Annotated in this window: 25 protein-coding genes; 17 read left to right on the top strand and 8 right to left on the bottom strand. The window is 69.2% G+C overall.

Going from position 1 to position 23,474, the window contains the following annotated elements:
- Positions 1 to 61: 61 nt before the first annotated feature.
- Positions 62 to 370 (bottom strand): putative quinol monooxygenase, encoded by a 309-nt coding sequence (locus RZE77_RS27440; RefSeq protein WP_015867994.1) that lies wholly within the window; start codon positions 368 to 370, stop codon positions 62 to 64.
- 102 nt (positions 371 to 472) lie between these two features.
- Between RZE77_RS27440 and RZE77_RS27435 the strand changes: the two genes are divergently transcribed.
- Positions 473 to 1,801, top strand: coding sequence for an Nramp family divalent metal transporter (locus RZE77_RS27435; RefSeq protein WP_319440100.1), 1,329 nt, complete (start codon positions 473 to 475; stop codon positions 1,799 to 1,801).
- Positions 1,802 to 1,822: 21 nt separating this feature from the next.
- Here RZE77_RS27435 and RZE77_RS27430 read toward each other — a convergent pair whose 3' ends face one another.
- Both RZE77_RS27430 and RZE77_RS27425 read right to left on the bottom strand, forming a co-directional pair.
- Positions 1,823 to 2,164, bottom strand: coding sequence for a protealysin inhibitor emfourin (locus RZE77_RS27430; protein ID WP_319440099.1), 342 nt, complete (start codon positions 2,162 to 2,164; stop codon positions 1,823 to 1,825).
- Positions 2,161 to 3,231: a M4 family metallopeptidase gene (locus RZE77_RS27425; RefSeq protein WP_319440098.1), complete on the bottom strand. Its 1,071-nt coding sequence runs from the start codon at positions 3,229 to 3,231 to the stop codon at positions 2,161 to 2,163. Before RZE77_RS27425 ends, RZE77_RS27430 begins: the two co-directional genes overlap by 4 nt.
- A 147-nt stretch (positions 3,232 to 3,378) precedes the next feature.
- Between RZE77_RS27425 and RZE77_RS27420 the strand changes: the two genes are divergently transcribed.
- A complete protein-coding gene (locus tag RZE77_RS27420) occupies positions 3,379 to 3,669 on the top strand; it encodes a YciI family protein (protein WP_021013135.1) in 291 nt (96 codons plus the stop codon).
- 19 nt (positions 3,670 to 3,688) lie between these two features.
- Here the strand turns inward: RZE77_RS27420 and RZE77_RS27415 are convergent, their stop codons facing one another.
- The 3 genes from RZE77_RS27415 to RZE77_RS27405 form a co-directional block, all read right to left on the bottom strand.
- Positions 3,689 to 4,843, bottom strand: a complete 1,155-nt coding sequence (locus RZE77_RS27415) for a pirin family protein (protein ID WP_319442425.1) — start codon at positions 4,841 to 4,843, stop codon at positions 3,689 to 3,691.
- A 76-nt stretch (positions 4,844 to 4,919) separates the two neighbouring features.
- Positions 4,920 to 5,336, bottom strand: coding sequence for a VOC family protein (locus RZE77_RS27410; RefSeq protein WP_319440097.1), 417 nt, complete (start codon positions 5,334 to 5,336; stop codon positions 4,920 to 4,922).
- A gap of 123 nt (positions 5,337 to 5,459) precedes the next feature.
- Positions 5,460 to 6,818, bottom strand: coding sequence for an amidase family protein (locus RZE77_RS27405; protein ID WP_319440096.1), 1,359 nt, complete (start codon positions 6,816 to 6,818; stop codon positions 5,460 to 5,462).
- 79 nt (positions 6,819 to 6,897) lie between these two features.
- Here RZE77_RS27405 and RZE77_RS27400 point away from each other — a divergent pair, with 79 nt between their 5' ends.
- Positions 6,898 to 8,499, top strand: a complete 1,602-nt coding sequence (locus tag RZE77_RS27400; RefSeq protein ID WP_319440095.1) for a CYTH and CHAD domain-containing protein — start codon at positions 6,898 to 6,900, stop codon at positions 8,497 to 8,499.
- Between the two features lie 27 nt (positions 8,500 to 8,526).
- Here RZE77_RS27400 and RZE77_RS27395 read toward each other — a convergent pair whose 3' ends face one another.
- Positions 8,527 to 9,003, bottom strand: a complete 477-nt coding sequence (locus RZE77_RS27395) for an FKBP-type peptidyl-prolyl cis-trans isomerase (RefSeq protein WP_015867985.1) — start codon at positions 9,001 to 9,003, stop codon at positions 8,527 to 8,529.
- A gap of 138 nt (positions 9,004 to 9,141) precedes the next feature.
- On the opposite strand from RZE77_RS27395, the gene RZE77_RS27390 reads away from it, so the two are divergent.
- From RZE77_RS27390 to RZE77_RS27365, 6 genes are read left to right on the top strand one after another with little or no spacing between them, the layout of a single operon-like run.
- Positions 9,142 to 9,927 carry an amino acid ABC transporter ATP-binding protein gene (locus RZE77_RS27390; RefSeq protein WP_319440094.1) on the top strand — a complete coding sequence of 262 codons (786 nt, stop codon included), beginning with the start codon at positions 9,142 to 9,144 and terminating at the stop codon, positions 9,925 to 9,927.
- 17 nt (positions 9,928 to 9,944) lie between these two features.
- Entirely contained in the window at positions 9,945 to 10,898 is a 954-nt protein-coding gene (locus tag RZE77_RS27385) for an aminotransferase class IV (protein WP_319440093.1), read from the top strand.
- A gap of 52 nt (positions 10,899 to 10,950) precedes the next feature.
- Positions 10,951 to 11,802: a transporter substrate-binding domain-containing protein gene (locus RZE77_RS27380; RefSeq protein ID WP_319440092.1), complete on the top strand. Its 852-nt coding sequence runs from the start codon at positions 10,951 to 10,953 to the stop codon at positions 11,800 to 11,802.
- 33 nt (positions 11,803 to 11,835) lie between these two features.
- A complete protein-coding gene (locus tag RZE77_RS27375; RefSeq protein ID WP_319440091.1) occupies positions 11,836 to 12,516 on the top strand; it encodes an amino acid ABC transporter permease in 681 nt (226 codons plus the stop codon).
- A 2-nt stretch (positions 12,517 to 12,518) separates the two neighbouring features.
- Positions 12,519 to 13,187 carry an amino acid ABC transporter permease gene (locus RZE77_RS27370; RefSeq protein ID WP_015867980.1) on the top strand — a complete coding sequence of 223 codons (669 nt, stop codon included), beginning with the start codon at positions 12,519 to 12,521 and terminating at the stop codon, positions 13,185 to 13,187.
- Between the two features lie 37 nt (positions 13,188 to 13,224).
- Complete coding sequence (locus tag RZE77_RS27365) at positions 13,225 to 13,908, top strand: GntR family transcriptional regulator (protein WP_319440090.1); 684 nt, start codon at positions 13,225 to 13,227, stop codon at positions 13,906 to 13,908.
- Between the two features lie 7 nt (positions 13,909 to 13,915).
- On the opposite strand, the gene RZE77_RS27360 is transcribed toward RZE77_RS27365, so the two are convergent.
- Positions 13,916 to 14,848: a LysR family transcriptional regulator gene (locus RZE77_RS27360; RefSeq protein WP_319440089.1), complete on the bottom strand. Its 933-nt coding sequence runs from the start codon at positions 14,846 to 14,848 to the stop codon at positions 13,916 to 13,918.
- Between the two features lie 84 nt (positions 14,849 to 14,932).
- Here RZE77_RS27360 and RZE77_RS27355 point away from each other — a divergent pair, with 84 nt between their 5' ends.
- The 8 genes from RZE77_RS27355 to RZE77_RS27320 all read left to right on the top strand — a co-directional run bounded on the left by RZE77_RS27355 (position 14,933) and on the right by RZE77_RS27320 (position 23,458).
- Positions 14,933 to 15,328: a DoxX family protein gene (locus RZE77_RS27355; RefSeq protein ID WP_319440088.1), complete on the top strand. Its 396-nt coding sequence runs from the start codon at positions 14,933 to 14,935 to the stop codon at positions 15,326 to 15,328.
- A 30-nt stretch (positions 15,329 to 15,358) separates the two neighbouring features.
- The gene (locus tag RZE77_RS27350; RefSeq protein ID WP_319440087.1) at positions 15,359 to 16,213 is read left to right on the top strand and encodes a pirin family protein; all 855 of its coding nucleotides are present in this window, start codon (positions 15,359 to 15,361) and stop codon (positions 16,211 to 16,213) included.
- A gap of 312 nt (positions 16,214 to 16,525) precedes the next feature.
- Positions 16,526 to 17,317 carry a class II aldolase/adducin family protein gene (locus RZE77_RS27345; protein WP_319440086.1) on the top strand — a complete coding sequence of 264 codons (792 nt, stop codon included), beginning with the start codon at positions 16,526 to 16,528 and terminating at the stop codon, positions 17,315 to 17,317.
- 95 nt (positions 17,318 to 17,412) lie between these two features.
- A complete protein-coding gene (locus RZE77_RS27340) occupies positions 17,413 to 18,981 on the top strand; it encodes an ABC transporter substrate-binding protein (RefSeq protein WP_319440085.1) in 1,569 nt (522 codons plus the stop codon).
- Between the two features lie 40 nt (positions 18,982 to 19,021).
- On the top strand, positions 19,022 to 19,993 hold the full coding sequence (locus RZE77_RS27335; protein WP_015867973.1) for an ABC transporter permease: 972 nt from the start codon (positions 19,022 to 19,024) through the stop codon (positions 19,991 to 19,993).
- Complete coding sequence (locus RZE77_RS27330; RefSeq protein ID WP_319440084.1) at positions 19,990 to 20,841, top strand: ABC transporter permease; 852 nt, start codon at positions 19,990 to 19,992, stop codon at positions 20,839 to 20,841. The genes RZE77_RS27335 and RZE77_RS27330 overlap by 4 nt, the downstream gene beginning before the upstream one ends.
- On the top strand, positions 20,838 to 22,496 hold the full coding sequence (locus RZE77_RS27325; RefSeq protein ID WP_319440083.1) for an ABC transporter ATP-binding protein: 1,659 nt from the start codon (positions 20,838 to 20,840) through the stop codon (positions 22,494 to 22,496). The genes RZE77_RS27330 and RZE77_RS27325 overlap by 4 nt, the downstream gene beginning before the upstream one ends.
- Positions 22,496 to 23,458, top strand: coding sequence for a 2-hydroxyacid dehydrogenase (locus tag RZE77_RS27320; RefSeq protein WP_319440082.1), 963 nt, complete (start codon positions 22,496 to 22,498; stop codon positions 23,456 to 23,458). Before RZE77_RS27325 ends, RZE77_RS27320 begins: the two co-directional genes overlap by 1 nt.
- The last annotated feature ends 16 nt before the right edge of the window (positions 23,459 to 23,474 follow it).

Here is a 23,474-nt window from a genome sequence, read left to right as displayed (position 1 = left end):
CGGGATGCCTGATCCCGGCGCGAGGGTAGCAGGCATTGCGCCGCGCGCGAAGGCCGATCTTTCAGACCGGCTCGAGCACGTGGATCAGCTTGCTCTGGACCAGCTCCTTCGTCTTGGCGCCGTGCGCCGCCATGTGCGGTGCCACCGCATGGGCCTGCAGATGCGCCAGCGTTTCCCATTTCTCGATCACCACGAAGGTGTCGGGCCCGAAGCTGGCCTTCGATGCCGGCACGCCCGCGGCGTCGACCGTGGCGCCGTATTCGATGCAGCCCTCCTCGGCCAGCACGGCCGCGCGGTTGGCGGCAAAGGCTTCGAGCAGGCTGGCGCGCTGGCCCGGCTTGGCGGTGATGACGGCGACGACGTGGATCATGGAAAAAAGCTCCGTAGTTGCATGTGTGTGGAAGGGGACCGCCGAATCTAAAAGACCGGCCGCTCGGCCAGCGGTCCCGCGCGCGACCCTATCATCGCCCGCATGTTCTTTCCCCTGCCCCGCACGGCCACCGCGCCGTTCTGTCCCTCCGAAGTCAAGGGCAGCGTGGCGGTCCCGCAGGACCTGCCCTTCGGCAAGAAGCTGCTGCGCTATGCGGGCCCAGGCCTGCTGGTATCGGTGGGCTACATGGACCCGGGCAACTGGGCGACCGACATCGAGGCCGGTTCGCGCTTCGGCTACGGCCTGCTCTTCGTGGTGCTGCTCGCGAGCCTCGCGGCCATGCTGCTGCAGACGCTGTGCGTGCGGCTCGGCCTGGTGGCGCAGAAAGACCTCGCGCGCGCCTGCCGCGAGCACTATTCGCCGCGCGTGAGCCGCTTCCTGTGGCTGGGCGCGGAGCTCGCCATCGTGGCCTGCGATCTGGCCGAGGTGCTGGGCAGCGCGCTCGCATTGCACCTGCTGTTCGGTGTGTCGATTCCGGTCGGCATCGGCATCACGGCGTTCGACACCTTGCTCGTGCTGGGGCTGCAGGGCGCGGGCTTCCGGCGCGTGGAGGCGATCGTGCTCGGGCTGGTGGGCACCATCGCGGGCTGCTTCGTGGTGGAGCTCGCGATGTCGCAGCCCAACTGGTTCGGCGTGGCAATGGGCTTCGCGCCCAGCTTCGAGCGGCTGCAGCAGCCGGGCGCGCTGTACCTTGCGATCGGCGTGGTGGGCGCCACCGTGATGCCGCACAACCTGTACCTGCATTCGTCCATCGTGCAGACCCGGCTGGTGGCCGACAGCGATGCGGCGCGGCGCGAGGCGGTGCGCTTCTGCACCTTCGACGCGGTGTTCTCGCTCTCGCTCGCGCTCCTGGTCAACGCGGCCATCATGGTGCTGGCGGCCAGTGCCTTCCACAGCACCGGCCATGTGGAAGTGACCGAGATCGACGACGCCTACCGGCTCATCGAACCCATCGTGGGCAGCGCGGTGGCGGCCACGCTGTTCGGCATTGCGCTCCTGGCCTCGGGCCAGAGCTCGACCTTCACCGGCACCATCGCGGGCCAGATCATCATGGAAGGTTTTCTCGACCTGAAGATCCCGTGCTGGCAGCGCCGCCTGATCACGCGGGGGCTGGCGCTCGGGCCGGCGTTCCTGGGTGTCTGGTGGTTCGGCGATGGCGGCGTGGGCAAGATGCTGGTGCTGAGCCAGGTGGTGCTGAGTTTTCAGCTGCCCTTCGCGATGTGGCCGCTGATCCGCTTCACGAGCAGCCGCGCGCTGATGGGCGGCTTTGCCAACGGCACGCTGGTCAAGCTGCTGGCCTGGGGCCTGTTCGGCGTGATCAACTCGGCCAACGTGTGGCTGGTGGCATCGACGGTGCTCGGCGGCCTTTGATTCGCTGAAGAAGACGAAGCCTCAGCGCTCGGCCGCGTCTTTCCAGAGGTGCACCAGCGACTCGGGCGCCTCGTTCTCGGGCACCTCGAAGCTGACCGAAGAACCTGTATGGGAAGTGGCGCTTTCCACCACCACTTCCACGCGGTAGAAGCGCTGGTCGCCGCCCGGCGAACCGGGGCCTTCGCGCGGCTCTGCGTGGGGCGCGGCGCTTTGCAGCGCTTCGCCGATCTGCTGGCGCAGTTCCTCGCTGCAGTTGCCCAGCTGGTAGCTGCGCGGGCGCGACAGGCCCGGCACGTAGGCCACGCCGCCCTCGCGCGTCACGCGCACGACGGAGGCCTGGTCCAGGGGCGGAAGCTGAATCATGATGGTGTGACTCCCACGGTGTTCCATGCGGCGCCAACGGCCTTGTGCGCCGCGCTGTCGGCGCCGAAGCGCCTGGCCGCATTTTCCACGCTGAGCTGTGCGAAGGCCAGGAAATCGGCGTCCTGGCGCAGCCGCCGGTCGCACACCGTGTCGTACCAGACGCGCCCGGCCGTCTCCCATGCCGGGCCCTGGATGGCCGTGGCAGCAAGATGGAAGGCGCGGTTCGGAATGCCGGAGTTGATGTGCACGCCGCCATTGTCCTGCCGCGTGTCGACAAAGTCCTTCATGTGGGCAGGCTGCGGGTCCTTGCCCAGCACCGGGTCGTCGTAGGCCGTGCCGGGTTCGGCCATCGAGCGCAGCGCGCGCGCCTTGACCTTGTCGGTGAAGAGCCCCGCGCCCACCAGCCAGTCGGCCTGCTGCGCCGTCTGCTTGAGCAGGTGCTGCTTGACCAGCGCGCCGAACACGTCGCAGATCGACTCGTTGAGCGCGCCCGGCTGCCCCTGGTAGACCAGGCCCGACTCGTGGTCGATCACGCCGTGCGTGAGCTCGTGGCCGATGATGTCCACCGCGATGGTGAAGCGGTTCATGACCTCGCCGTCGCCGTCGCCGAACACCATCTGCCTGCCGTTCCAGAAGGCGTTGTCGTAGTCGTTGCCGTAGTGCACGCTGCCCGTGAGCGGCAGGCCCGCACCGTCGATGGAATCTCGCTCGTAGATGTCGTGGTAGAGGCGGTAGGTCGCGCCCAGGTAGTCGTAGGCCTCGTCGGCGGCGATGTCGCCGATGGCGGCCTGCCCTTCGGCGCGCACCAGCCGGCCCGGCAGGGTCATGGTGTGCTGTGCGTCGTGGATGGCGCGCGCGGACGAGCCGCGCCGCAGGTAGCTGGGCGCGGGGCCCGACGACACGCCCTGCCCGGCCACCGCCTCGCGCAGGCCGCGGTGCTGGCGGTCGATCATCAGCGTCTGCGCCGCCTTCGCGCTGGCATGCGCGCTGGCATGTTGCGCCAGCCGGTCCAGCAGGTACGGCGGTACGAAGCTGGGCGGCAAAAGGCCCGGCGAGCGAAGCGGCATGGGCGACTCTCCTTTGCAGCTGAGGGCGACAAAAAAGACGGTATCAGAAAGCCGTAAAACCTGGATCACTCCGTTACTTCTGGTCATGAGATGGCCGCGTTCCAGGCCATACGATCGGAGCCTTCCGATCCACTTGCCGCCGCTGCCATGTTCATCGTCACGCTCACCTACATCCGTCCGCTTGAAGAGCTCGATGCGTTGATGGATGGGCACATGGCGTGGCTGCGAAAGCACTACCAAAGTGGTCTGTTCCTGGCCTCGGGCCGGCAGGTGCCGCGCAAGGGCGGCGTGATCTTCGCGCGCTCGGGCGACCGCGCCGCGCTCGATGCGGTGCTCGCACGCGACCCGTTCGTGCAGAGCGGTGTGGCCAGCACGCACGTGATCGAGTTCGTGCCCAGCATGACCGCGCCCGCGACCGAGATCCTCAAGGCGCTCTGAGGCCGCGGGCCCGCGTGGTTCAGGCCGCCGGCTTTTCCTCGCGCCCGCCGGGGTGCCGCGCAAAGCGCTCCGCATCGCGGTCATGCACCGGCGCCGGATCGCTCCACGGCCAGCCGCCGAACTGCGTGCGGCGGTAGTCGGCCAGCGTCTGGCTGATCTCGGCCTGCGTGTTCATCACGAACGGACCGTACTGCGCCACCGGCTCGGCAATGGGACGTCCCTGCAGCAGCAGGAATTCGCCCGCTTCCTCATCGCCATTGCGCAGCTCGACGGCCGCGCCGGCGCGCAGCTCGATGGCGGCCGGGCCTTCCACGCGCCGGCCCGCAATGGTCGCCGCAGCGCCCTTGAAGAAGTACAGCATGCGCCGCGTCCCTTCGCCCGTGGCGGGCGGCAGCGTCCATTGCGCGCCGGGCGTCATCTTGAGCGTCCAGATCGCGACGTCGGCATCGGCCTGCGCAGCCCATGAATCAGGCGGCGGCGCCAGCGGACGAATCGGCGACTGGGTGCTGTCCGCGGTTGCGCCGCCGAACTGGCCCGCGACCACCGCGATCTCGGTGCGGCCGCCCGCCGCGTCGTCGGACGCAAGGTGCGGAATGGCTTCCGACCAGAACATCGTGAAGTGCGGCTCGGCCATCTTGCTTCCGGCCGGCAGGTTGAGCCAGATCTGGAACAGCTCGAGCGGATTCGGCGCCTTTGCATCGAGCAGCGGAAACATCTCCGAATGCACGATGCCCTTGCCGGCCGTGAGCCACTGCACGTCGCCGCCGCCGAAGCGCGCGGTGGCGCCCAGCGAATCGGAATGGTCGACCAGTCCCTTGCGCACGATGGTCACCGTCTCGAAGCCGCGGTGCGGGTGCGAGGGAAAGCCCGGCACCGTGTCGCCGTGGTACATGCTCCAGCCGTCCTTGCGGCTGAAGTCCTGGCCGATCTGGCGGCCCGCGAGCGGGGCATCGGGCCCCATTTGCGCGTTGGCCTTCGGATAGGCGTCGTCGTGATAGACGCAGAACAGGAACGGGTCGATCGTCTGCCACGGGAAGCCGAGCGGGCTCACCTGCAGCACGGGGCTGCTGCTGTCGTTGTTGCTGGACACCTCGGTATTCCTTTCGTTTGGGTGCGCCGCCGCTGAATGCGCGGCGGCGCTGCTTTCTGGAATATCGGGGCGCACCTGCTTCAGGGAAGGGGCCTTCCGCGCAACAGTGAGGAGCGCATATGGAACGATGGGCATCGTCCTGGTCCGCTGTGGCGGAACCTCACTGCGCCGGCATTTCGGCGTTCGGGTCCATGTACATCAGCTCCCACAGGTGGCCGTCGATGTCCTGGAAGCCGTGGCCATACATGAAGCCGTAGTCCTGCGGTTCGCGCGGCACCGTGCCGCCCGCGGCCACCGCCTTGGCCACCATCTCGTCGACCTCGGTGCGGCTTTCGCACGACAGGCACAGCAGCACCTCGGTGCTCTTGCTGGTGTCGGTGAGGCTCTTGCTCGTGAAGGTCTTGAAGAAGTCTTCCACCAGCAGCATGGCGTGGATGCTGCCCTCCTGGATCACCATGCAGGCGGCATTGGCGTCCGTGAACTTCTCGTTGAAGGTGTAGCCCAGCGCGGCAAAGAACGCCTTGGACTTGTCGAGGTTCTTGACGGCGAGGTTCACGAAGATCTGCTTGTTGGCCATGGTTGTTTCCTATATCGATGAAGAGTGGATCGGAGGTTTGCCGGTGTGTTGTGTACACCGTCCACAAAAGATACCAAAGAAAATGTACGGCGTCCACATTATTTTTTCAAACCGCACCTCCTGTCAGCAAAAACTGGCCAGGGCGAGGGTGCTGCGGTCCTCGAAATACGGGCCGACGATCTGCACGCCCAGCGGCAGTCCACCGGCCGTGAAGCCCGCGGGAGCAACTGTAGCGGGCAGTCCGCCCAGGCTCGCGAGCCCGGACCAGGCGGCCAGCGCGCTATAGGGCGTCGGCCTTCCGTCGATAGTGAGCGTGCGCTTCTCGAAATCGGGCCCGGCCACATGCTCGAAGGCCGCGCAACCCACCGCCGGGCACAGCACGGCGTCGAATTGCGTGAACAGCGTGCGCAGCTGCGCCCGGATGCGCGTGCGCGTGGCCAGCAGGTCGAACCAGCTGCGCAGCGGCATCGACGAGCGGCCGCCGGGCTCGGCATGCGCGAGCACGGTCTGCACGATCTGGCCGTAGGTGTCGCCGACTTCGGCCAGGTCGGGCAGCAGGTCCGAGGCCTGGGTCACCGAGGCGCCGGCCTTTGCCAGCCGCTGCCCGGCGCCTTCGACGGCGGCGCGCACGTCGGCCGCCACCGCGGCCTGCGGATGCGCGGTGACCACCAGCACGCGCCAGTCCTTGGCCGCCGCATGGCGCGCCGCCGGCAGCATGAACCGGCCTTGCGCCGCAGGGGCCGCGTCGGGCCCGGCCAGCACATCGAGCGCCAGCGAGAGGTCGTCCGCGCAGTGGCCGATCGGCCCGATCACCGAGGGCAGCCCGGCCGGCGCCTCCTCCGTGCCCGGAAACGCGAAGCCGCGCGTCGGCAGCAGGCCGTGGCTCGGCTTGTGCGCGTACACGCCGCAAAAGCTCGCGGGAATGCGCAGCGAGCCCATCAGGTCGCTGCCGAGCTCCAGCGCCACCATGCCGGTGGCCACCGCCACCGCGCCGCCGCCCGAGGAGCCGCCGGGCGTGCGCCCGGCATCGAGCGGGTGCACCGTGCGGCCGTACACCGGATTGGCGCATTGCCAGTCGGCCAGCGCGGGCGGCACGTTGGTCTTGCCGAGAATCACCGCACCCGCCGCCTTGAGGCGCGCCACGGCGACGGCGTCCTGCTGCGGCACGAAATCGCGGAACGGCGGCAGGCCCCAGCTGGTCGGCAGGCCCGCGACGTTGAAAGCCTCCTTCACCGTCATCGGCACGCCCAGCAGCGGCCGGCGCTCGCCGCGCGCGAGGGCCGCATCGGCTTCGGCGGCCTGGCGGCGCGCCCGGTCGAAGTCGCGCACCACCACCGCGTTGAGCGTGCCGTCGAGCGTTTCGATGCGGGCGATGGCGGCTTCGCACAGCGCCGCGGCGCTCAGCTGGCCCGCGGCCAGTGCCCTGGCCGATCGGGCGGCGCCCGCAGCCAGCAGGGCGGTGGGATCGAGCGGTGCGGTCATGGCGAGCCCTTCTTCCTTTTTTCTTGACGCCGCAGCGGCAGACGCAGAACCGGCTGCGCAATGGAAAAGACCGGGCATCATGGCCGGCATGGAAATCGAGTTCAAGTTTCATGTTCCCGCACAGCGCCTGAAAGCCGTGGAGGCCGCCATGCGGCGCGGCGCCGTGGTGCGCACGCGGCTGCAGGCGCGCTACTTCGACACCGCGGACCAGGCGCTGGCCGCCCAGGGCATCGTGCTGCGCCTGCGCAAGGAGGGCCGGCGCTGGGTGCAGACCGCCAAGGCCACCGGCGACAACGCGCTGCAGCGGCTCGAACACAACGTCGACCTGGGCGCCGCGGCGGCGGGCGGGGCCACGCCGGCCATCGACCCGCAGCGCCACCAGGGCACGCCGGTGGGCGAACGGCTTGCCAAGGCGCTGGCCGCGGGCGGCGCCGCGCTGGTCGAACGCCAGTCCACCGACATCGTGCGGCTCACGCGCGACGTGCGCACCACCGGCGCCGGCGCGGCCGTGGTGGAGCTGGCGCTCGATGTCGGCAAGGTCATCGCCCATGCGGGCACGCCGGACGAGCGCGAATCGCCCGTGTGCGAGCTGGAACTCGAACTCAAGCGCGGCGACGTGCAGGGGCTGGTCGCGCTCGCGCGCCGCTGGTCGCAGCAGCACGGCCTGTGGTTCAGCACCGTGTCCAAGGCCGAGCGCGGCGCGCGCCTGCTGGCGAAGCTCGACGTGGTGCCGGCCGTGAAGGCCGAGGCGCCGCGCTTTGCCGAAGAGAAAGAAAAGCCGGGCGGCCGCGCCATCCAGCAGGCCGTGGTCGCGTCATGCCTCGCGCAGATGCTGCCCAACGCGAGCGAGATCGCCGCGGGCAGCACGGATGAAGAGCAGATCCATCAGCTGCGCATCGGCATCCGGCGCCTGCGCACCGCGCTGCGCGAACTCGCGGGGCTCGACCCGCGCACCGGTCTTTTCAACGGCGCCGAATGGGAGCCGCCGCTGGCCGAGGCCTTCCGCGCGCTCGGCGCCCTGCGCGACCGCGAGCAGATCGTGAAGCTGGCCCAGCCGCAACTGCGCGATGCGGGGGCGCCGGAGTTCGATCCCTTGGCTGGCGACGATGCGGCGGCCGAGCCGCCCTCGCCCGGCGAGGTGGTGCGCGCGCCGGCGTTCCAATCGGTGCTGGTTTCGCTGATCGGCTTCACCGCGGCCACCGCTGCGCAAGGCGATGTCGACGAAGCCGGGCAGCCCTCGTCAGCGCTGGCGCCGCTCGATGCCGGAGAGGCGCGCCGCCATCTGCGAAAGCGCCTGCAACGCCTGCATGAACAGGCGGTGCGCGACGGCCGACGTTTCGAATCGCTGGCCACCGAAGACCAGCACCGCACGCGCAAGCGGCTCAAGCGCCTGCGCTACCTGGCCGAGTTCGTGGCACCGCTGTTCGCCGATGCGGATGAAGAAAAAATGCCAGCCGCCGAGCGCTACCTGAAGCGCCTGCGCCCCGCGCAGGACGCGCTGGGCGAGTTCAACGACGAAGCCGTGGCGCGCGCGCTCTATCGCGAAGCCACGGCGCGCGATGCCCGCGCATGGTTCGCCGTCGGCTGGTTCAGCGCGCGCCATGCGGCGCACGCGAAGGCCTGCCGCAAGGCACTGGGCCGGATCGGGAAGGCGCCGCGGTTCTGGAAAAAGAAGAACTAGAACGGCCGGTCCGCCGGACCCGATCGGTCAGTGATGGTGCCCATGCGCACCATGCACGTGCCGATGCTCGATCTCCACCGGCAGCGCCGCGCGCACGTCCGTCACCTGGAGGCTGAACTTCAGCGCCTTGCCGGCCCACGGGTGGTTGCCGTCCAGCAGCACGACCGGGCCCTTGATCTTCATCACGGTGAAGAGGTGCTCGGTGCCATCGTCGAGGCGCCCCTCGAGTTGCCCGCCCACCTTCACGCCCGGCGGAAATTCGGACTTGGGGATGCTGCGCACCAGCGACTCGTCGCGCAGGCCGAAGGCGTCTTCGGGCGCCAGGTTCAGCGTGGTCTGGAAGCCCTTTTCCTTGCCATCGAGCGCTTCCTCGATCTTGGGCAGCGTGTTCTCGTAGCCGCCATGCAGGTAGGCCATCGGCTCGGGGCTGGCTTCGATGAGCTTGCCCTGGGCGTCGGCAACCTTGTACTTGAGGGTGACGACTGTGTCTTTTTCGATTTTCATGGGGGGCGATTCTCCCGCAGGGGCGAAGCGGCCGCACACGGCCGGCGAGCGCCCTCGTGAGGAGACATGGCATGGACTTTGCGTGGATAGTACAACTCCCGATTGTCGATTGTTCGACAATCCATACCATTGCATGCCATGACAGCCGCCCCGCCGCCCGTTCTCCGCATCCAGGCCCTGCACAAGCGCTACGGCAGCCACCACGTGCTGCGCGGCATCGACCTCGACGTGCTGCCCGGCGACCGCATCGCCATCATCGGCGCGAGCGGCTCGGGCAAGAGCACGCTGCTGCGCTGCCTCAACTTCATGGAAATGCCTTCCGCCGGGCAGGTGGTCCTCAAGGGACGCGCCGTGGGCAGCCCGGCGGCGGGTTCCGACGTTCGGCGCTACAGCGAGAGCGAACTCAGCGAGGTGCGCAAGCAGGTCGGCATGGTGTTCCAGCAGTTCAACCTGTTCCCGCACATGACGGTGCTGCAGAACGTCATGGAGGGGCTGGTGACCGTCAAGCGCCTGCCCGCGGCGCAGGCCCGCGAGCGCGCCATGGCCCAAATCGCCAAGGTGGGCCTGGCGGAAAAGGCCGCCGCCTACCCGGGCCACCTGTCCGGCGGCCAGCAGCAGCGCGTCGCCATCGCCCGCGCGCTGGCCATGGAGCCCGAGGTGCTGCTGTTCGACGAGCCCACGTCCTCGCTCGACCCCGAGCTGGTCGGCGAGGTGCTCGGCACCATCCGCGCGCTGGCCGACGAAGGCCGGACCATGCTGCTCGTGACGCACGAGCTCGGCTTTGCCTATCACTTTGCCAACAAGGTGGTGTTCCTCGCCGACGGACTGCTGCACGAGAGCGGCACGCCTGACGAGGTGCTCAAGCACCCGAAGCAGGAGCGCACGCAGCGCTTCATCGAGCGCTTCACCGCCTTCCACTTCTGATCCCAGGACCCTTATTCATGCACGCCGACAGCGCCCCCTCGAAGACCAGTTCCCAGGCCTACGCCCCCGATGCACGCAACGACGAGGTGCTCGTCTACGTGAACGGGCAGTTCGTGCCGCGCCACCAGGCGGTGGTGTCGGTGTTCGACGCCGGCTACGTGTGCGGCGACGGCGTGTGGGAAGGCGTGCGCCTGGTCGACGGCCGCATCGTGTCCTTCGACGCCCACATCGACCGCATGTACGAGGGCGCGAAGTCGATCGCGCTGGACGTCGGCATGACCAAGGCACAGACGAAGCAGGTGGTCGTCGACACCTTCCTGCGCAATGGCATGCGCGACGGCGCGCACGCGCGGCTCATGGTCACGCGCGGCGTCAAGAAAACGCCCAACCAGGACCCGCGCTTCATCATCGGCGGCGCCACGGTGGTGTGCGTGGCCGAGCACAAGGTGGTCACGCCGGAGGCCAAGCGCAACGGCCTGAAGCTCTTCACCTCGACCCTGCGCTGCAGCGGGCCGGACGTGTTCGACCTGCGGCTCAATTCGCACAGCCGCCTCAACCTGATCCAGGCCCTGATCCAGGCCATCCAGGCCGGCGCGGACGAGGCGCTGATGCTCGACCCCCACGGCTTCGTCTCGAGCTGCAATTCCACCAACTTCTTCGCGGTGCGCAACGGCGCACTGTGGACCTCGTCGGGGCGCTACTGCTTCAACGGCATCACGCGCGCCACCGTGGTGCGGCTCGCACGCGAGGCGGGCATCCCGGTGCACGAAGGCGACTTCACGCTGGCCGAGGTCTACGCGGCCGACGAGGCCTTCGTCACCGGCACGCTGGCCGGGCTCACGCCGGTGTCGTCGGTCGACGGCCGCGCGCTGGCGCCGCTCGGCCCGCTCACGCAGCGGCTCGACGCGCTCTACCGCGCCTACATCGCCAGCGCGAACGAGGCCCATGGCGCGCTGCCCGCAGCCGCCTGAACACCGCCACACCGCCTGTTCCCTTCAACTCCAGTCCACGGAAAGCCATCCCATGAATGCCACCACTCCCTTCCGGCGCCTGCGCCGTGCCGTCGCCCTGGCGCTCGCCGCCTCCCTGTCGCTCGGCAGCCTTGCCGCCGGCGCGCAGACCAACACGCTGCAGAAGATCAAGCAGAGCGGCGAGCTGCGCATCGGCGTTGCGCCCGGCGATCCGTGGTACTTCCGCGATCCCGCCTCGGGCACCTGGACCGGGCTCGGCGTGCTGCTCGGCGAACAGGTCGCCAAGGAGATGGGCGTGAAGATGACGCCGGTCGAAACCACCTGGGGCAACAGCGTGGCGGCGCTGCAGGCCGGGCAGATCGATGCCATGTTCGTGCTCGATGCCACCGAAGAGCGCAAGAAGGCCATCGACTTTCCGGCCAGCCCGCTGCTCTGGTATGCGCAGGGCGTGCTCGCGAAGGACGGCCTCGTCGCCAAGAACTGGGCCGACCTCGACAAGCCCGAAGTGCGCATCGGCGTGGCGCTGGGCACGGCGACCGACCGCGACCTGACCACGCGCCTGCCGAAGGCGAAGATCGAGCGCTTCACCAACACCGACGAAACCGTGGCGGCCTTCATGTCGGGCCGCGTCGACGCGATCGGCTTCTATCACCCGGCGCTGGTCATCGCGTACTCGAAGATCCGCAAGGGCAAGGTGCAGGTGCCGCAGCCGGTCGTCGCGCTGCCGACCAGCGTGGGCATCCGGCGCGAGGCCGATGCGGGCTTCCGCAACCAGCTCGACGGCCTGATCGGCAAGCTCTACGCCTCGGGCCAGACGCAGGCGCTGTACGGCCAGTACCTCAAGACCAAGGGCATCGACCCGGCCACCGTGCCCGGCGTGATGAAGGAAACGCTCGGCCAGTAGGCCGGGACGCATCGAACCGGCGGGCGGGCGCACATGAACTACGAATGGGACTTCAGCGGCGTCTGGGCGCACCGCGACATGCTGCTCGCGGGCTTCGTCGGCACGATGAAGATCGCCGCCGTCGCCATTGCGCTGGGCGTGGTGTTCGGCGTCGTGCTCGCGGCCCTGCGGCTGTCGGGCAGGGCGTGGCTCGCCAGGCCCGCGCTGTGGGTGATCGAGTTCTATCGCAACACGCCGCCGCTGGTGCATTTCTTCTGGGCCTTCTACGCACTGCCGGTGCTCATCGGCGTGAGCCTGGACCCGTACGCGGCGGCGGTCATTGCGCTGTCGACGCAGTCGGGCGCATTCTTCGCCGAGGTGTTCCGCGGCGGCCTGGTGTCGATCGAGCGCGGGCAGTGGGAAGCGGCGCGCGCCGTCGGCATGCGCTCGCACCAGGCCTTGCGCCGCGTGGTGCTGCCGCAGGCGCTCGCGCGCATGCTGCCGCCGTTCATCGAGCGTTCGTTCGAACTCATCAAGACCACCGCGCTGGCCTCCACGCTGGCCTACTCCGACCTGCTCTACCAGGCCATGCAGGTCAACTCGATCACCTTCCGGCCGCTGGAGGTGTACACGGTGGTCGCGGCCATCTTCTTCCTGGCGCTGTTCTCGCTGAGCCTCGTCGCACGCGTGGCCGAGCATCGCCTGGCCATTTCCACCCGCGCTGCAGGAGCCTGACGATGGATTTCACCTGGGACTTCTCGGCCGTGTTGCAGCACTGGCCCGTGCTGCTCAAGGGCGTGGGCGTCACGGCCGGCCTGTGGGCCGTCGCCTTTCCCTCGGCCATGGCGATCGGCCTGCTGATCGCGCTGGGCGCACGGTCGAAAAGCCGCCTCGTGGGCGCCGCGACGCGCGGCTACATGGAGCTGTTCCGCAACATCCCGATCCTGATCCAGCTGGTGTGGTTCTTCTATGCGTTTCCGATCCTCACGGGCTGGCAGCTCACGCCCTATGTGGCGGCGCTGCTGGCGCTTTCGCTCAACGCATCGGCCTACTGCTCGGAGATCTTCCGCGGCGGCATCGCCTCGCTGCCGGCGGGCCAGTGGGAGGGCGCGCGCGCCCTGGGCATGCGGCGCGTGCAGGTGCTGCGCCGCGTGGTGCTGCCGCAGGTGCTCAAGCGCATGCTGCCGGCCTTCACCAACCGCGGCATCGAGCTGGCGAAGAACACGTCCATCGCGTCCGTCATCGCGGTGCACGAGCTCATGTACCAGGGCCGCGCGCTGAGCGCCGCCTACTACCGGCCGCTGGAAATCCTGACGGCCGTGGCCGTGGTGTACTTCGTGCTCATCTACCCTGGCGCCTATGCCGCAAGCCGCCTCGAAAAGCGCCTGGCCCTGCGCAGCCATTGACGTCCACCGCCCACGCCCCGACACCCGACCCGCCGCGATGAAGACCCTCCCCGATTTCGCACCCGCCCCCTCGGCCACGCGGCGCGACTACGTGGCGCAGACCCTGCGCGACGCCATCCTCACCGGCAGGATCGCGCCCGGCACGCAGCTGGTCGAGAGCCACTTCGCCACCCAGTTCGGCGTCAGCCGCGGCCTGCTGCGCGAGGCGATCCGCGAGCTCATCGAGACCGGCCTGCTCGTGAACAAGCCCTACGCCGGCACCTACGTGACCGACATCAGCGAAGAAACCATGAGCGACGTGTACGAGGTGCGCCGCATCATGGAAAGGCAGGCGTTCATCCGCCTGTGGCCGCAGCGCGACGAAGCCTTTCGCGCCGAGATGACCGCGCGCTACGAGGCATTGGCCGAAGCGGCCTCCAGCAGCGAGCTGCATCGCGAGAGCGCGGCGGAGGCCCACTTCCACGGCCTGGTCTACGAGCGCTGCGGCAATCAGCTGCTGCTCGATGTGTGGCGCCAGATGACGCAGAAGATCCAGCTCGGCTTTGCGGTGTGCCGCCTGACGCATGCGCCCAAGCCCGACTTCGCGGAGAACCACCACCTGTTCCTCGAACTGGCCATCGGCAGCGACCTCAACGCGATGCTCGAAGAGCTCGATGCGCACCTGCTGCGCGGCCTGTCGACCATTCGGCACGCGCTGCGCAACACGGCCCCGCGCGGCTGAGCATGGGTCATGAAATCCGGTCGGCCCGCAACATCTCCGGCAGCGCCTCCACCGCGCTGAGCTTCTCCATCACCATCCCGATGAAGGCCGACACCGCCAGCGGCAGGTGCTTGCGGCTCGGGTAGAGCACGCTCAACCCTTGCCCGGTGCGCTGGTACTGCGGCAGCACCGGCACCAGCCGGCCGGCCTCCAGGTCGAGCCTGGCCATGGTGGGCGGCAGCAGCGCGATGCCCAGGCCGGCGAGCGCGGCCTTGCGCAGCGCCTGCGCGGTGTTGCCGCTGAAGCGGCCCGCAACCTGCACTTCTTCTTCCGCGCCGCCGGGGCCGGCCAGGCGCCAGAGCGTGCGGCCGCTCGGATGGGGCGAGATGACGCAGTCGTGCTCCGCCAGGTCCTGCAGGGTGGCGGGCGCGCCGCGCGCGGCGATGTAGGCGGGGCTCGCGACCATGCCGTCGGTCCGGGCGCCCAGGAGCTTGCGGCCGACGTAGCCGGAGTCGGGCAGCGCGCCGCCGCGGAACGCGATGTCGATCTGCTCGGCGATCAGGTCGGCCCTGGCGTCGCTCAGAACGAAGTCGACGCGCACCAGCGGATGCGCGGCCAGGAAGTCGGCCACCCACTCCATCGGGAAGAAATCGAAGAAATCGGCCGTCGCCGCCACGCGCACCAGGCCGCTGGGCTGCTGGCTGCCGGTGATCAGCGCCTGCCCGGCCTCGACCAGCCCGTCGACCGCGCCCGCGCAGCGCTCGTGAAACGCCTGGCCCGCGCTGGTCAGCGTGAGCCTGCGGGTGGAGCGCTGCATGAGCCGCGTGCCCAGCTGCGCCTCGAGCTGCTGGATGCGCCGGCTCACGGTGTTGGGCGGCAGGCCCAGCCGGCGCGCTGCCCCGGCAAAGCTGCCGTGGCGCACCACCTGCACGAACACGGCGATGTCGTTGAGGTCGAGCATGGCGGGATTCCTTCTATTGATGGACGAGTGCGATCCGATTCTGCCGTCTAGTCGATCAATGGGTGCCGCCCTAACCTTGTGCCCATGACTTCCACATCTCCCATTTCCACTTCCTCCACAACCCAGCGCCGCATCGTCTGGGGCGTCCGCATTCTTTTGGCGCTGGCCTTCGGTGCCGCCGGCCTCGCCAAGCTGGCCGGCGTGCCGCAGATGGTCCAGGTGTTCGAGGCGGTCGGCTTCGGCCAGTGGTTCCGCTACGTGACGGGCGTGGTCGAGGTCGGCGGCGCGGTGCTGCTGCTGGTGCTGGTGCCGGCGACCGGCTTCATCGGCGGCCTGCTGCTGACCGCGACCATGGCCAGCGCCGTGGCCACGCACCTCGTGCTGATCGGCGGCAGTCCCGCGCCGGCCGCGGTGCTCATGCTGCTGTCGGCCTTCGTGGCCTGGCGCCTGCGGCCCGCACCGGCGGCCAGCGCGGCCTGATCCTTCTTCCATCGATTAAAGGAGCTTCCCATGACCACCGCCGTTGCCACCACCACCGAAGCCCGCGCCATCGTCTACCGCACGCGCGGCTCGCAGCACGGGCCGATCACGCGGCTCATGAGCCCGGGCGACCTGGGCGAATTCCTCAAGCCTTTCGTGTTCCTCGACCTTTTCGGCTTCGACACCTCGGGCGGCCGCAAGGGCTTCGGCATGCACCCGCATTCGGGCATTGCCACGCTGACCTGGCTGATCGACGGCGACACGCTGTACGAAGACACGACCGGCGAACAGGGCGTGCTGCCGGCCGGCGGCGTCGAGTGGATGCGCGCCGGCAACGGCGTGTGGCACGACGGCGCGCCCGCGCCGGGCACCAAGCGCGTGCAGGGCTTCCAGCTCTGGGTGGCCCTGCCGGCCTCGGAAGAAAACGCGCCGGCGCAGAGCATCTACCTGTCGCCCTCGCAGGTGCCGCGGGAAGGCCCGGCGCGGGTGCTGCTCGGGCGCCATGGCGCGGCGCAAAGCCCCATTCCGGCCCCGGCGCCGATCAACTACCTGGCCGTGCAGCTGAAGGACGGCGAGCACTGGCGCTACACGCCGCCCGCCGGCCATACGGTGGGCTGGATCGCGGTCGACGCGGGCCGGCTCGATGCGGGCGACGGCGAACCGGTCGCCGCCGGCGAGCTCGCGGTGTTCGAGGAGTCGGGCGCGGACATCGGCTTCGTGGCCCACGGCGACACGTCCTTCGTGCTGGGCTCGGCCGCGAAGCATCCGCATGAACTGGTGATGGGGCACTACTCGGTGCACACCAGCAAGGCGGCGCTCGAGCAGGGCGAGGCCGAGATCCGCCGCATCGGCGCGCGGCTGCGCGAGGAAGGCCGCCTGCGCTGAGTGCATTTCAGCGCTGCACCCTGGTGCAGCCGGCGCCTTCATCGCGCAGCCAAGCCGCCCCAGAGGCACCGTCCGGCCCACGCGCCGCGCGCACTTTCCCCAGTGCGCGCGGCGTTTTTCCTGGCGCCCGCCCTTTGCCGGCGCGCCTTTGCACGCTTCCAGCCGCCTCACCAAGGGCTTACCCCATCACGCAGGCCTGCATATTGCTTAAGACTGTCGTCGGTTGACTGTCGACAGTTTGCACAGTCGATCCCGATGAACCCCGAACATGGCGCCGGCGGCCTCCCGCCGGGCCTGATAAAGGAACGCGACATGCAATTGCAGGCAGTGGGCCGCCAGGCCCCATCCGTTTCCGATGCCGAGCGCCAGGTGCGCGAAGACCTGGCCGCGGCCTACCGGCTGGTGGCGCACTACGGCATGGACGACAGCATCTACACGCACATCTCCGCGCGCGTGCCGGGCACCGAGGACCAGTTCCTGATCAATCCCTTCGGCATGCTGTTCAAGGACATCACGGCCTCGTCGCTGGTGAAGATCGACCTGGACGGCCGCATCCTCGACGACTCGCCCTGGGACGTGAACCCGGCCGGCTTCACCATCCACAGCGCGGTGCACTCGGCGCGCCACGACGCGGCCTGCGTGCTGCACACGCACACGGTGGCGGGCGTGGCGGTGTCGTCGCTGGCGGGCGGGCTGCAGCCCTGCAACCAGTGGGCGCTGCAGTTCTACAACCGCGTGGTCTATCACGACTTCGAGGGCATCGCGCTGGATGCCGACGAGCGCGAGCGCCTGGTGGCCGACCTGGGCCCGACGGCGCGTGCGCTGATCCTGCGCAACCACGGCCTGGTCACGCTCGGGCGCACGGTGTCGGAGGCTTTCATCCTGATGCTGAACCTGGAACGCGCCTGCCGCGTGCAGGTGGCGATCCAGTCGAGCGGCCTGCCGGTGCATCCGGTGCCGGCCGAGGTCTGCGAGAAGACCGCGCAGCAATACGAAAGCGGCGACAGCGTGCGCCAGCCGGGCCAGCCCGACCCCAACACGCGCGAATGGCGCGCACTGCTGCAGCGCATCGACCCGCTTCCCGCCACGTCCTACCGCGACTGAACGCGGCGGTGCCGCCATCTGCGGCGCCCGCGTTCTTGCGTTCCCCGTTTCTTCGTCCCCACCCGCTCGCACAGAGCCACAAGGAGTTTCCGCACATGAAACGTCGCAACCTCATCCAGATGGGCGCCGCCTCGGCCGCCGGATTGACGCTGGCGGGTGTCCCGCTGCACCTGCTGGCGCAAGGCAAGAAGGGCGGCGTGATCAACGCCGTGGTGCAGCCGGAGCCGCCGGGGCTCATGCTAGGTATCACGCAGAACGGCCCCACGCAGATGATCTCGGGCAACATCTACGAAGGCCTGCTGCGCTACGACGAGAAGATCAACCCGCTGCCCTCGCTGGCCACCTCGTGGACCGTCAACAAGGAAGGCACCCTCTACACCTTCAAGCTCAAGCCCGGCGTCACCTGGCACGACGGCAAGCCCTTCACCTCGGCCGACGTGGTGTTCTCGGCCGACGTGTTCCTGCGCAAGACGCATGCGCGGCTGCGCGCCAACCTGGCCGCGGTGGAGAGCATCAAGGCCGTCGACCCGCTCACGGTCGAGTTCAAGCTCAAGTACCCCTTCGGTCCCTTCATCGGCATCTTCGAGGTCGGCAGCATGCCGATGATCCCGAAGCACATCTACGAAGGCACCGAGTTCGCGACCAACCCGGCCAATGCCACGCCCATCGGCACCGGCCCGTTCAAGTTCAAGGAATGGGTCAAGGGCTCGTACATCCAGCTCGTGGCCAACGACAAGTACCACGTCAAGGACGTGCCGCTGGTCGAGAGCGTGTACTTCCACATCATTCCCGATGCAGCCTCGCGCGCGGCGGCCTTCGAGTCGGGCAAGGTCGACCTGGTGCCGGGCGGCGCGGTCGAGTACTTCGACGTGCTGCGGCTTTCCAAGCTGCCGGGCGCGGCGGTCACCACCAAGGGCTGGGAGTTCTTCGCGCCGCATTCGTGGCTGTGGCTCAACAACCGCAAGGCGCCGATGGACAAGCTCAAGTTCCGCCAGGCCGTGATGTACGCGATCGACCGCGAAGCCATGGCCAAGATCGCCTGGCAGGGCTTCGCCAAGCCGGCGACCGGGCCGTTCAACAGCAACATCAAGTTCCACAGCACCGACGTCGCCAAGTACCCGCGCAACGTGGCCACCGCCAAGAAGCTGCTCGAAGAAGCCGGCTACAAGGGCGAGACGCTGCGCCTGCTGCCGCTGCCCTACGGCGAAACCTGGACGCGCTCGGCCGAGATCCTGCGCCAGAACCTCGCGCAGGCCGGCATCAAGGTCGAGCTCGTGGCCACCGACGTGGCCGGCTGGAACCAGAAGCTCAACGAGTGGGACTACGACCTTGCCTTCACCTACGTCTACCAGTACGGCGACCCGGCGCTGGGCGTGGCGCGCAACTACACCACCAGCAACATCGCCAAGGGCTCGCCCTTCAACAACGTCGAGGGCTACTCGAATCCGAAGGTCGACGAGCTGTTCGATGCCGGCGCCAAGGAGAGCGACCCCGAGAAGCGCAAGGCCATCTACCTGCAGGTGCAGAAGATCCTGCTCGACGAAGTGCCCGTCGCCTGGCTGCACGAGCTCAACTTTCCGACGCTGTACCGCACCAAGCTGGGCAACCTGATCACATCGGGCATCGGCCTGAACGACAGCCTGGGCACAGCGACGCTCGCATGACGGCCAGCCCGCAGCACATGCAACGCAACAGGAGCCGCCGATGAAACGTACGCAGTTCATGCTGGGCCGCGTGATGCAGGGCCTGCTGGCGATCCTGCTGATCGCCACGGTCAACTTCATGCTGGTGCGCGCGGCGCCGGGCGATCCGGTGTCGGTGCTGGCGGGCGAGGCGGGCGCGTCCGATCCGCAGTTCGTGGCGCAGCTGCGCGCGCAGTTCGGGCTCGACCAGCCGATCACGACGCAGCTCGCCACCTACGTCGGCAAGGTGGTGCAGCTCGACCTGGGCTTCTCGTACCGGCAGCAGCAGCCGGTGCTGAAGCTCATCATGGACCGGCTGCCCGCGACGCTGCTGCTCACCGGCACGGCGTTTGCGCTGTCGCTGCTGTTCGGCATCACGCTCGGAGCGCTGGCCGCGCGGCGGGCCGGCAGCTGGGTCGACAGCTCGATCACCGTGGTGGCGCTCATCTTCTATGCCACGCCGCTCTACTGGCTCGCGCTGATGGCGGTGCTGGTGTTCACGGTGCAGCTCGACTGGCTGCCGGGTTTCGGCTTCAGCACCGTGGGCTCCGGCGCCACCGGCCTGGCGCTGGCCTGGGACATCGCGGGCCACCTGGTGCTGCCGGCGCTGACGCTCGCGCTCTTCTACATGGCGGTGTATGCGCGCATGACGCGCGCCGCCATGCTCGAGGTGGCGCAGATGGACTTCGTGAAGACCGCGCGCGCCAAGGGCGTGAAGCCCGGCCGCATCCTGCGCGCGCACGTGCTGCGCAACGCGCTGCTGCCGGTGGTCACGCTCGCGGGCATCCAGGCCGGCGGAATGATCGGCGGCGCGGTGCTGACCGAGACCGTGTTCGCCTGGCCCGGCATCGGCCGCCTGATGTTCGACGCGCTGCTGCAGCGCGACTACAACCTGCTGCTCGGCGCCTTCCTCGTGACCGCGGCCATGGCCGTGCTGTTCAACCTCATCACCGACCTCGTCTACACGCTGGTCGATCCCCGGATCGAGCTATGACCCTGCTGCAAAGTCCATTCTGGCGGCGCTTCTGCCGCAACAAGGGCGCCGTGCTCGGCATGGCGGTGCTGGTGCTGGTGGCCGTCGTCGCCATCATCGGCCCGTGGGTCGTGACCAACGATCCGTGGAACATGGTCGAGCAGCCGTTCCTGCGGCCGTGGACCGAGCCGGGCTTTGCGCTCGGCACCGACACGCTGGGCCGCGACATCCTCTCGGGCGTGATTTATGGCGCGCGCATCTCGCTGCTGATCGGGCTGGTGTCGACCGTGGTCGCACTGCTGATCGGCGTGACGCTCGGCGCCATTGCCGGCTACTTCGGCGGCTGGATCGACGCGGCGCTGATGCGCTTCACCGAGCTGTTCCAGGCGGTGCCGAGCTTCGCGCTCGCGATCGTGCTGGTGGCGATCTTCCAGCCCTCGGTCAATTCGATCGCGGTGGCGATTGCCATCGTCTCCTGGCCGCCGGTGGCGCGGCTGGTGCGCAGCGAATTCCTCACGCTGCGCCAGCGCGACTTCGTGCAGGCCGCGCTGCTCGCGGGCCAGTCGACGCCGCGCATCATCCTGACGCAGATCCTGCCCAACGCCATGTCGCCCATCATCGTGATGGCCTCGCTCATGACGGCCACGGCCATCCTGCTGGAGTCGAGCCTGAGCTTTCTCGGCCTCGGCGACCCGAACCAGATGAGCTGGGGCTACATGGTGGGCGCCGCGCGCACCGTGCTGCGCCAGGCCTGGTGGATGGCGCTGTTCCCGGGCCTGGCCATCGTGCTGACGGTGCTCGCGCTCAACCTCGTGGGCGAAGGCCTGAGCGACGGGCTCAACACGCGGCTCGACGGGAGGGGCAAATGAGCGCCACCGTCACGCCCATGAAGCCGGTGCAGCCGGTGCTCGACGTCGTCAACCTGGGCATCCGCCTGCCCAAGGGCGCGGACCGCGCGCTGGCCGTCGACGGCGCCACGCTGTCGGTGCTGCCGGGCCAGACGCTGTGCGTGGTCGGCGAATCGGGCTCGGGCAAGTCGATGATCGCCAACGCCGTGATGGGCCTGCTGCCGCGCCCGCACGTCGAGCCCGTGGCCGGGCAGATCTTGTTCGAGGGCCGCGACCTGCTGCAGCTCACCGAGCCGCAGATGCGCGAGCTGCGCGGCCGGCGCATCGGCATGGTGTTCCAGGAGCCGATGACGGCGCTCAACCCCGTGATGCGCATCGGCGAGCAGATCGGCGAAGTCTTCGATGCGCACGGCAGCGTGCCCGCGGCCGAGAAGCGGCGGCGCATCCTGGCCGCGCTGGCCGACGTCGGCCTGCCCGACCCGGAGCTGCTGATCGATGCCTATCCGTTCCGTCTCTCGGGCGGCCAGCGCCAGCGCGTGATGATCGCCTGCGCGCTGGTGCTCGAGCCCGTGCTGCTGATTGCCGACGAGCCGACCACCGCGCTCGACGTGACGACGCAGGCGCAGATCCTCGCGCTGATCCGCGAGCTGCAGCAGCGCCGCGGCACGGCGGTGCTGTTCATCACGCACGACTTCGGCGTGGTGTCCGAGATTGCCGACCAGGTGGTCGTGATGCAGACCGGCCAGGTGGTCGAGGCCGGGCCGGTGCGCCAGGTGCTCGATGCGCCGCAGCACCCCTACACGCGCAAGCTGATCGCCGCCATTCCCACCGGCACTGCCGAGCGCGACACGCCAAGCGGCGAGGTCGTGCGCGTGCTGCAGGTGCAGGACCTGTGCAAGACCTACAGCTCGGGCAACGGCCTCTTCAAGCGCGGCCGCTCGGTGCAGGCCGCGAAGAACGTCAGCTTCGAGCTGCGCCGCGGCGAGACGCTGGGGCTGGTCGGCGAATCGGGCTCGGGCAAGTCGAGCGTGGGCCGCTGCCTGGTGGGGCTCTCGCCGTTCGACAGCGGCCGCATCCTCTTCAAGGGCCGCAGCCTGTCGCAGGGCCCGGCCTTCCGCCGCGAGGCCGCGGGCAAGATCCAGATGGTGTTCCAGGACCCGTACGCATCGCTCAATCCGCGCCACCGCGTGGGCGCGGCCATCGCGGGCGGACCGATCGCGCAGGGCGTGGGCAAGGCCGAAGCCATGGCACGCGCGATGGAGCTGCTGAAGCTCGTGGGCCTGGGCGCCGACGCGGCCGAGCGCTATCCGCACGAGTTCTCGGGCGGGCAGCGCCAGCGCATCGGCATTGCGCGCGCGCTGGCCATGCAGCCCGAACTGCTGGTGGCCGACGAGCCGGTGTCGGCGCTGGACGTGTCGGTGCAGGCGCAGGTGCTCGAGCTCTTCGCGCAGGTGCGCGAGCAGTTCCAGCTTGCCATGGTCTTCATCACGCACGACCTGCGCGTGGCCGGCCAGATGTGCGACCACATCGCGGTGATGCAGCGCGGCGAGGTCGTCGAATACGGCGAGACGCACAAGGTGCTCGGCGATCCGAAGCACGCCTACACGCGCAAGCTGATCGAGGCGGTGCCGCGGCTGGTGTCCGCCGCGTCGCCGGCCGAGGCGCTGGTCGCGTGATGGCGGCGTACGACAAAGGCGGCACGCCCTGCGTGGCGATCCTGAGCGAGGTGCTGGACATGGAATACCTTGCCGCAGCCTTCCGCGAGGCCCATCCGGGCATCGACCTGCGCCTGGGCGAAGAACTCGGCGTGCTCGACCAGATCGACGCGGCCGTCTGCTGGTTTCCGCCGCACGGCCTGCTCGCGCAGATGCCGAAGCTGCGGCTCGTGCAGTCGCTGGCCGCGGGCATCGAGCACATCACGGCCGACGCGGAGCTGCCACGGCAGGTGCCGCTGTGCCGCATTGTCGACACCGGCATGGCGGCCGGCATGAAGGCCTATGTCTGCTGGGCCGTGGTGCAGCAGCACCGCGGCATGCGCGCCTACGTCGCGAGTTCCGCGGCCCGCCAGTGGGAGGAGCAGCCGATCGTGTCGCCGCGCCACCACCGCGTGGGCATTGCGGGCCTGGGCACGCTGGGCATGGCCTGCGCCGAGGCGCTCGCCGCCATCGGCTACCCGGTGCGCGGCTGGAGCCGCAGCAAGAAAGAAGCGCTGCCGGCCGGCGTCGCAGGCTTCCACGGCGCCGCGCAGCTCGATGAATTCCTTGCGGGCTGCGACACGCTGGTGTGCCTGCTGCCGCTCACCGCCGAGACGCACGGCTTTCTCGATGCCGCGCTGTTCGCCAGGCTGCCGCGCGGCGCGCACCTGATCAACGTCGGCCGCGGCGACCACCTGGTCGAGGCCGACCTGCAGCCGGCGCTCGACGCGGGCCGGCTTTCGGCGGCCACGCTCGATGCCTTCTCGCAGGAGCCGCTGCCGCCGGAGCATCCGTTCTGGGGCGACCCGCGCATCCTCGTCACGCCGCACATCGCCACGCGCACCGACAGCCTCGTGATCGCGCGCCAGACGCTCGACAACCTCGCGTCGCTGCGCCAAGGCCGGCGTCCCGCGAACCAGGTCGACCTGGCGCGCGGCTATTGATCGAACTCCCTCCACA

Origin of the sequence: Variovorax sp. SPNA7, from assembly GCF_033807855.1 — a bacterium.
In the GTDB taxonomy this organism is placed as follows: domain Bacteria; phylum Pseudomonadota; class Gammaproteobacteria; order Burkholderiales; family Burkholderiaceae_C; genus Variovorax; species Variovorax beijingensis.
Note: the sequence above shows the minus strand (reverse complement) of the source record. Positions and strands in the feature narration are given on the sequence as shown.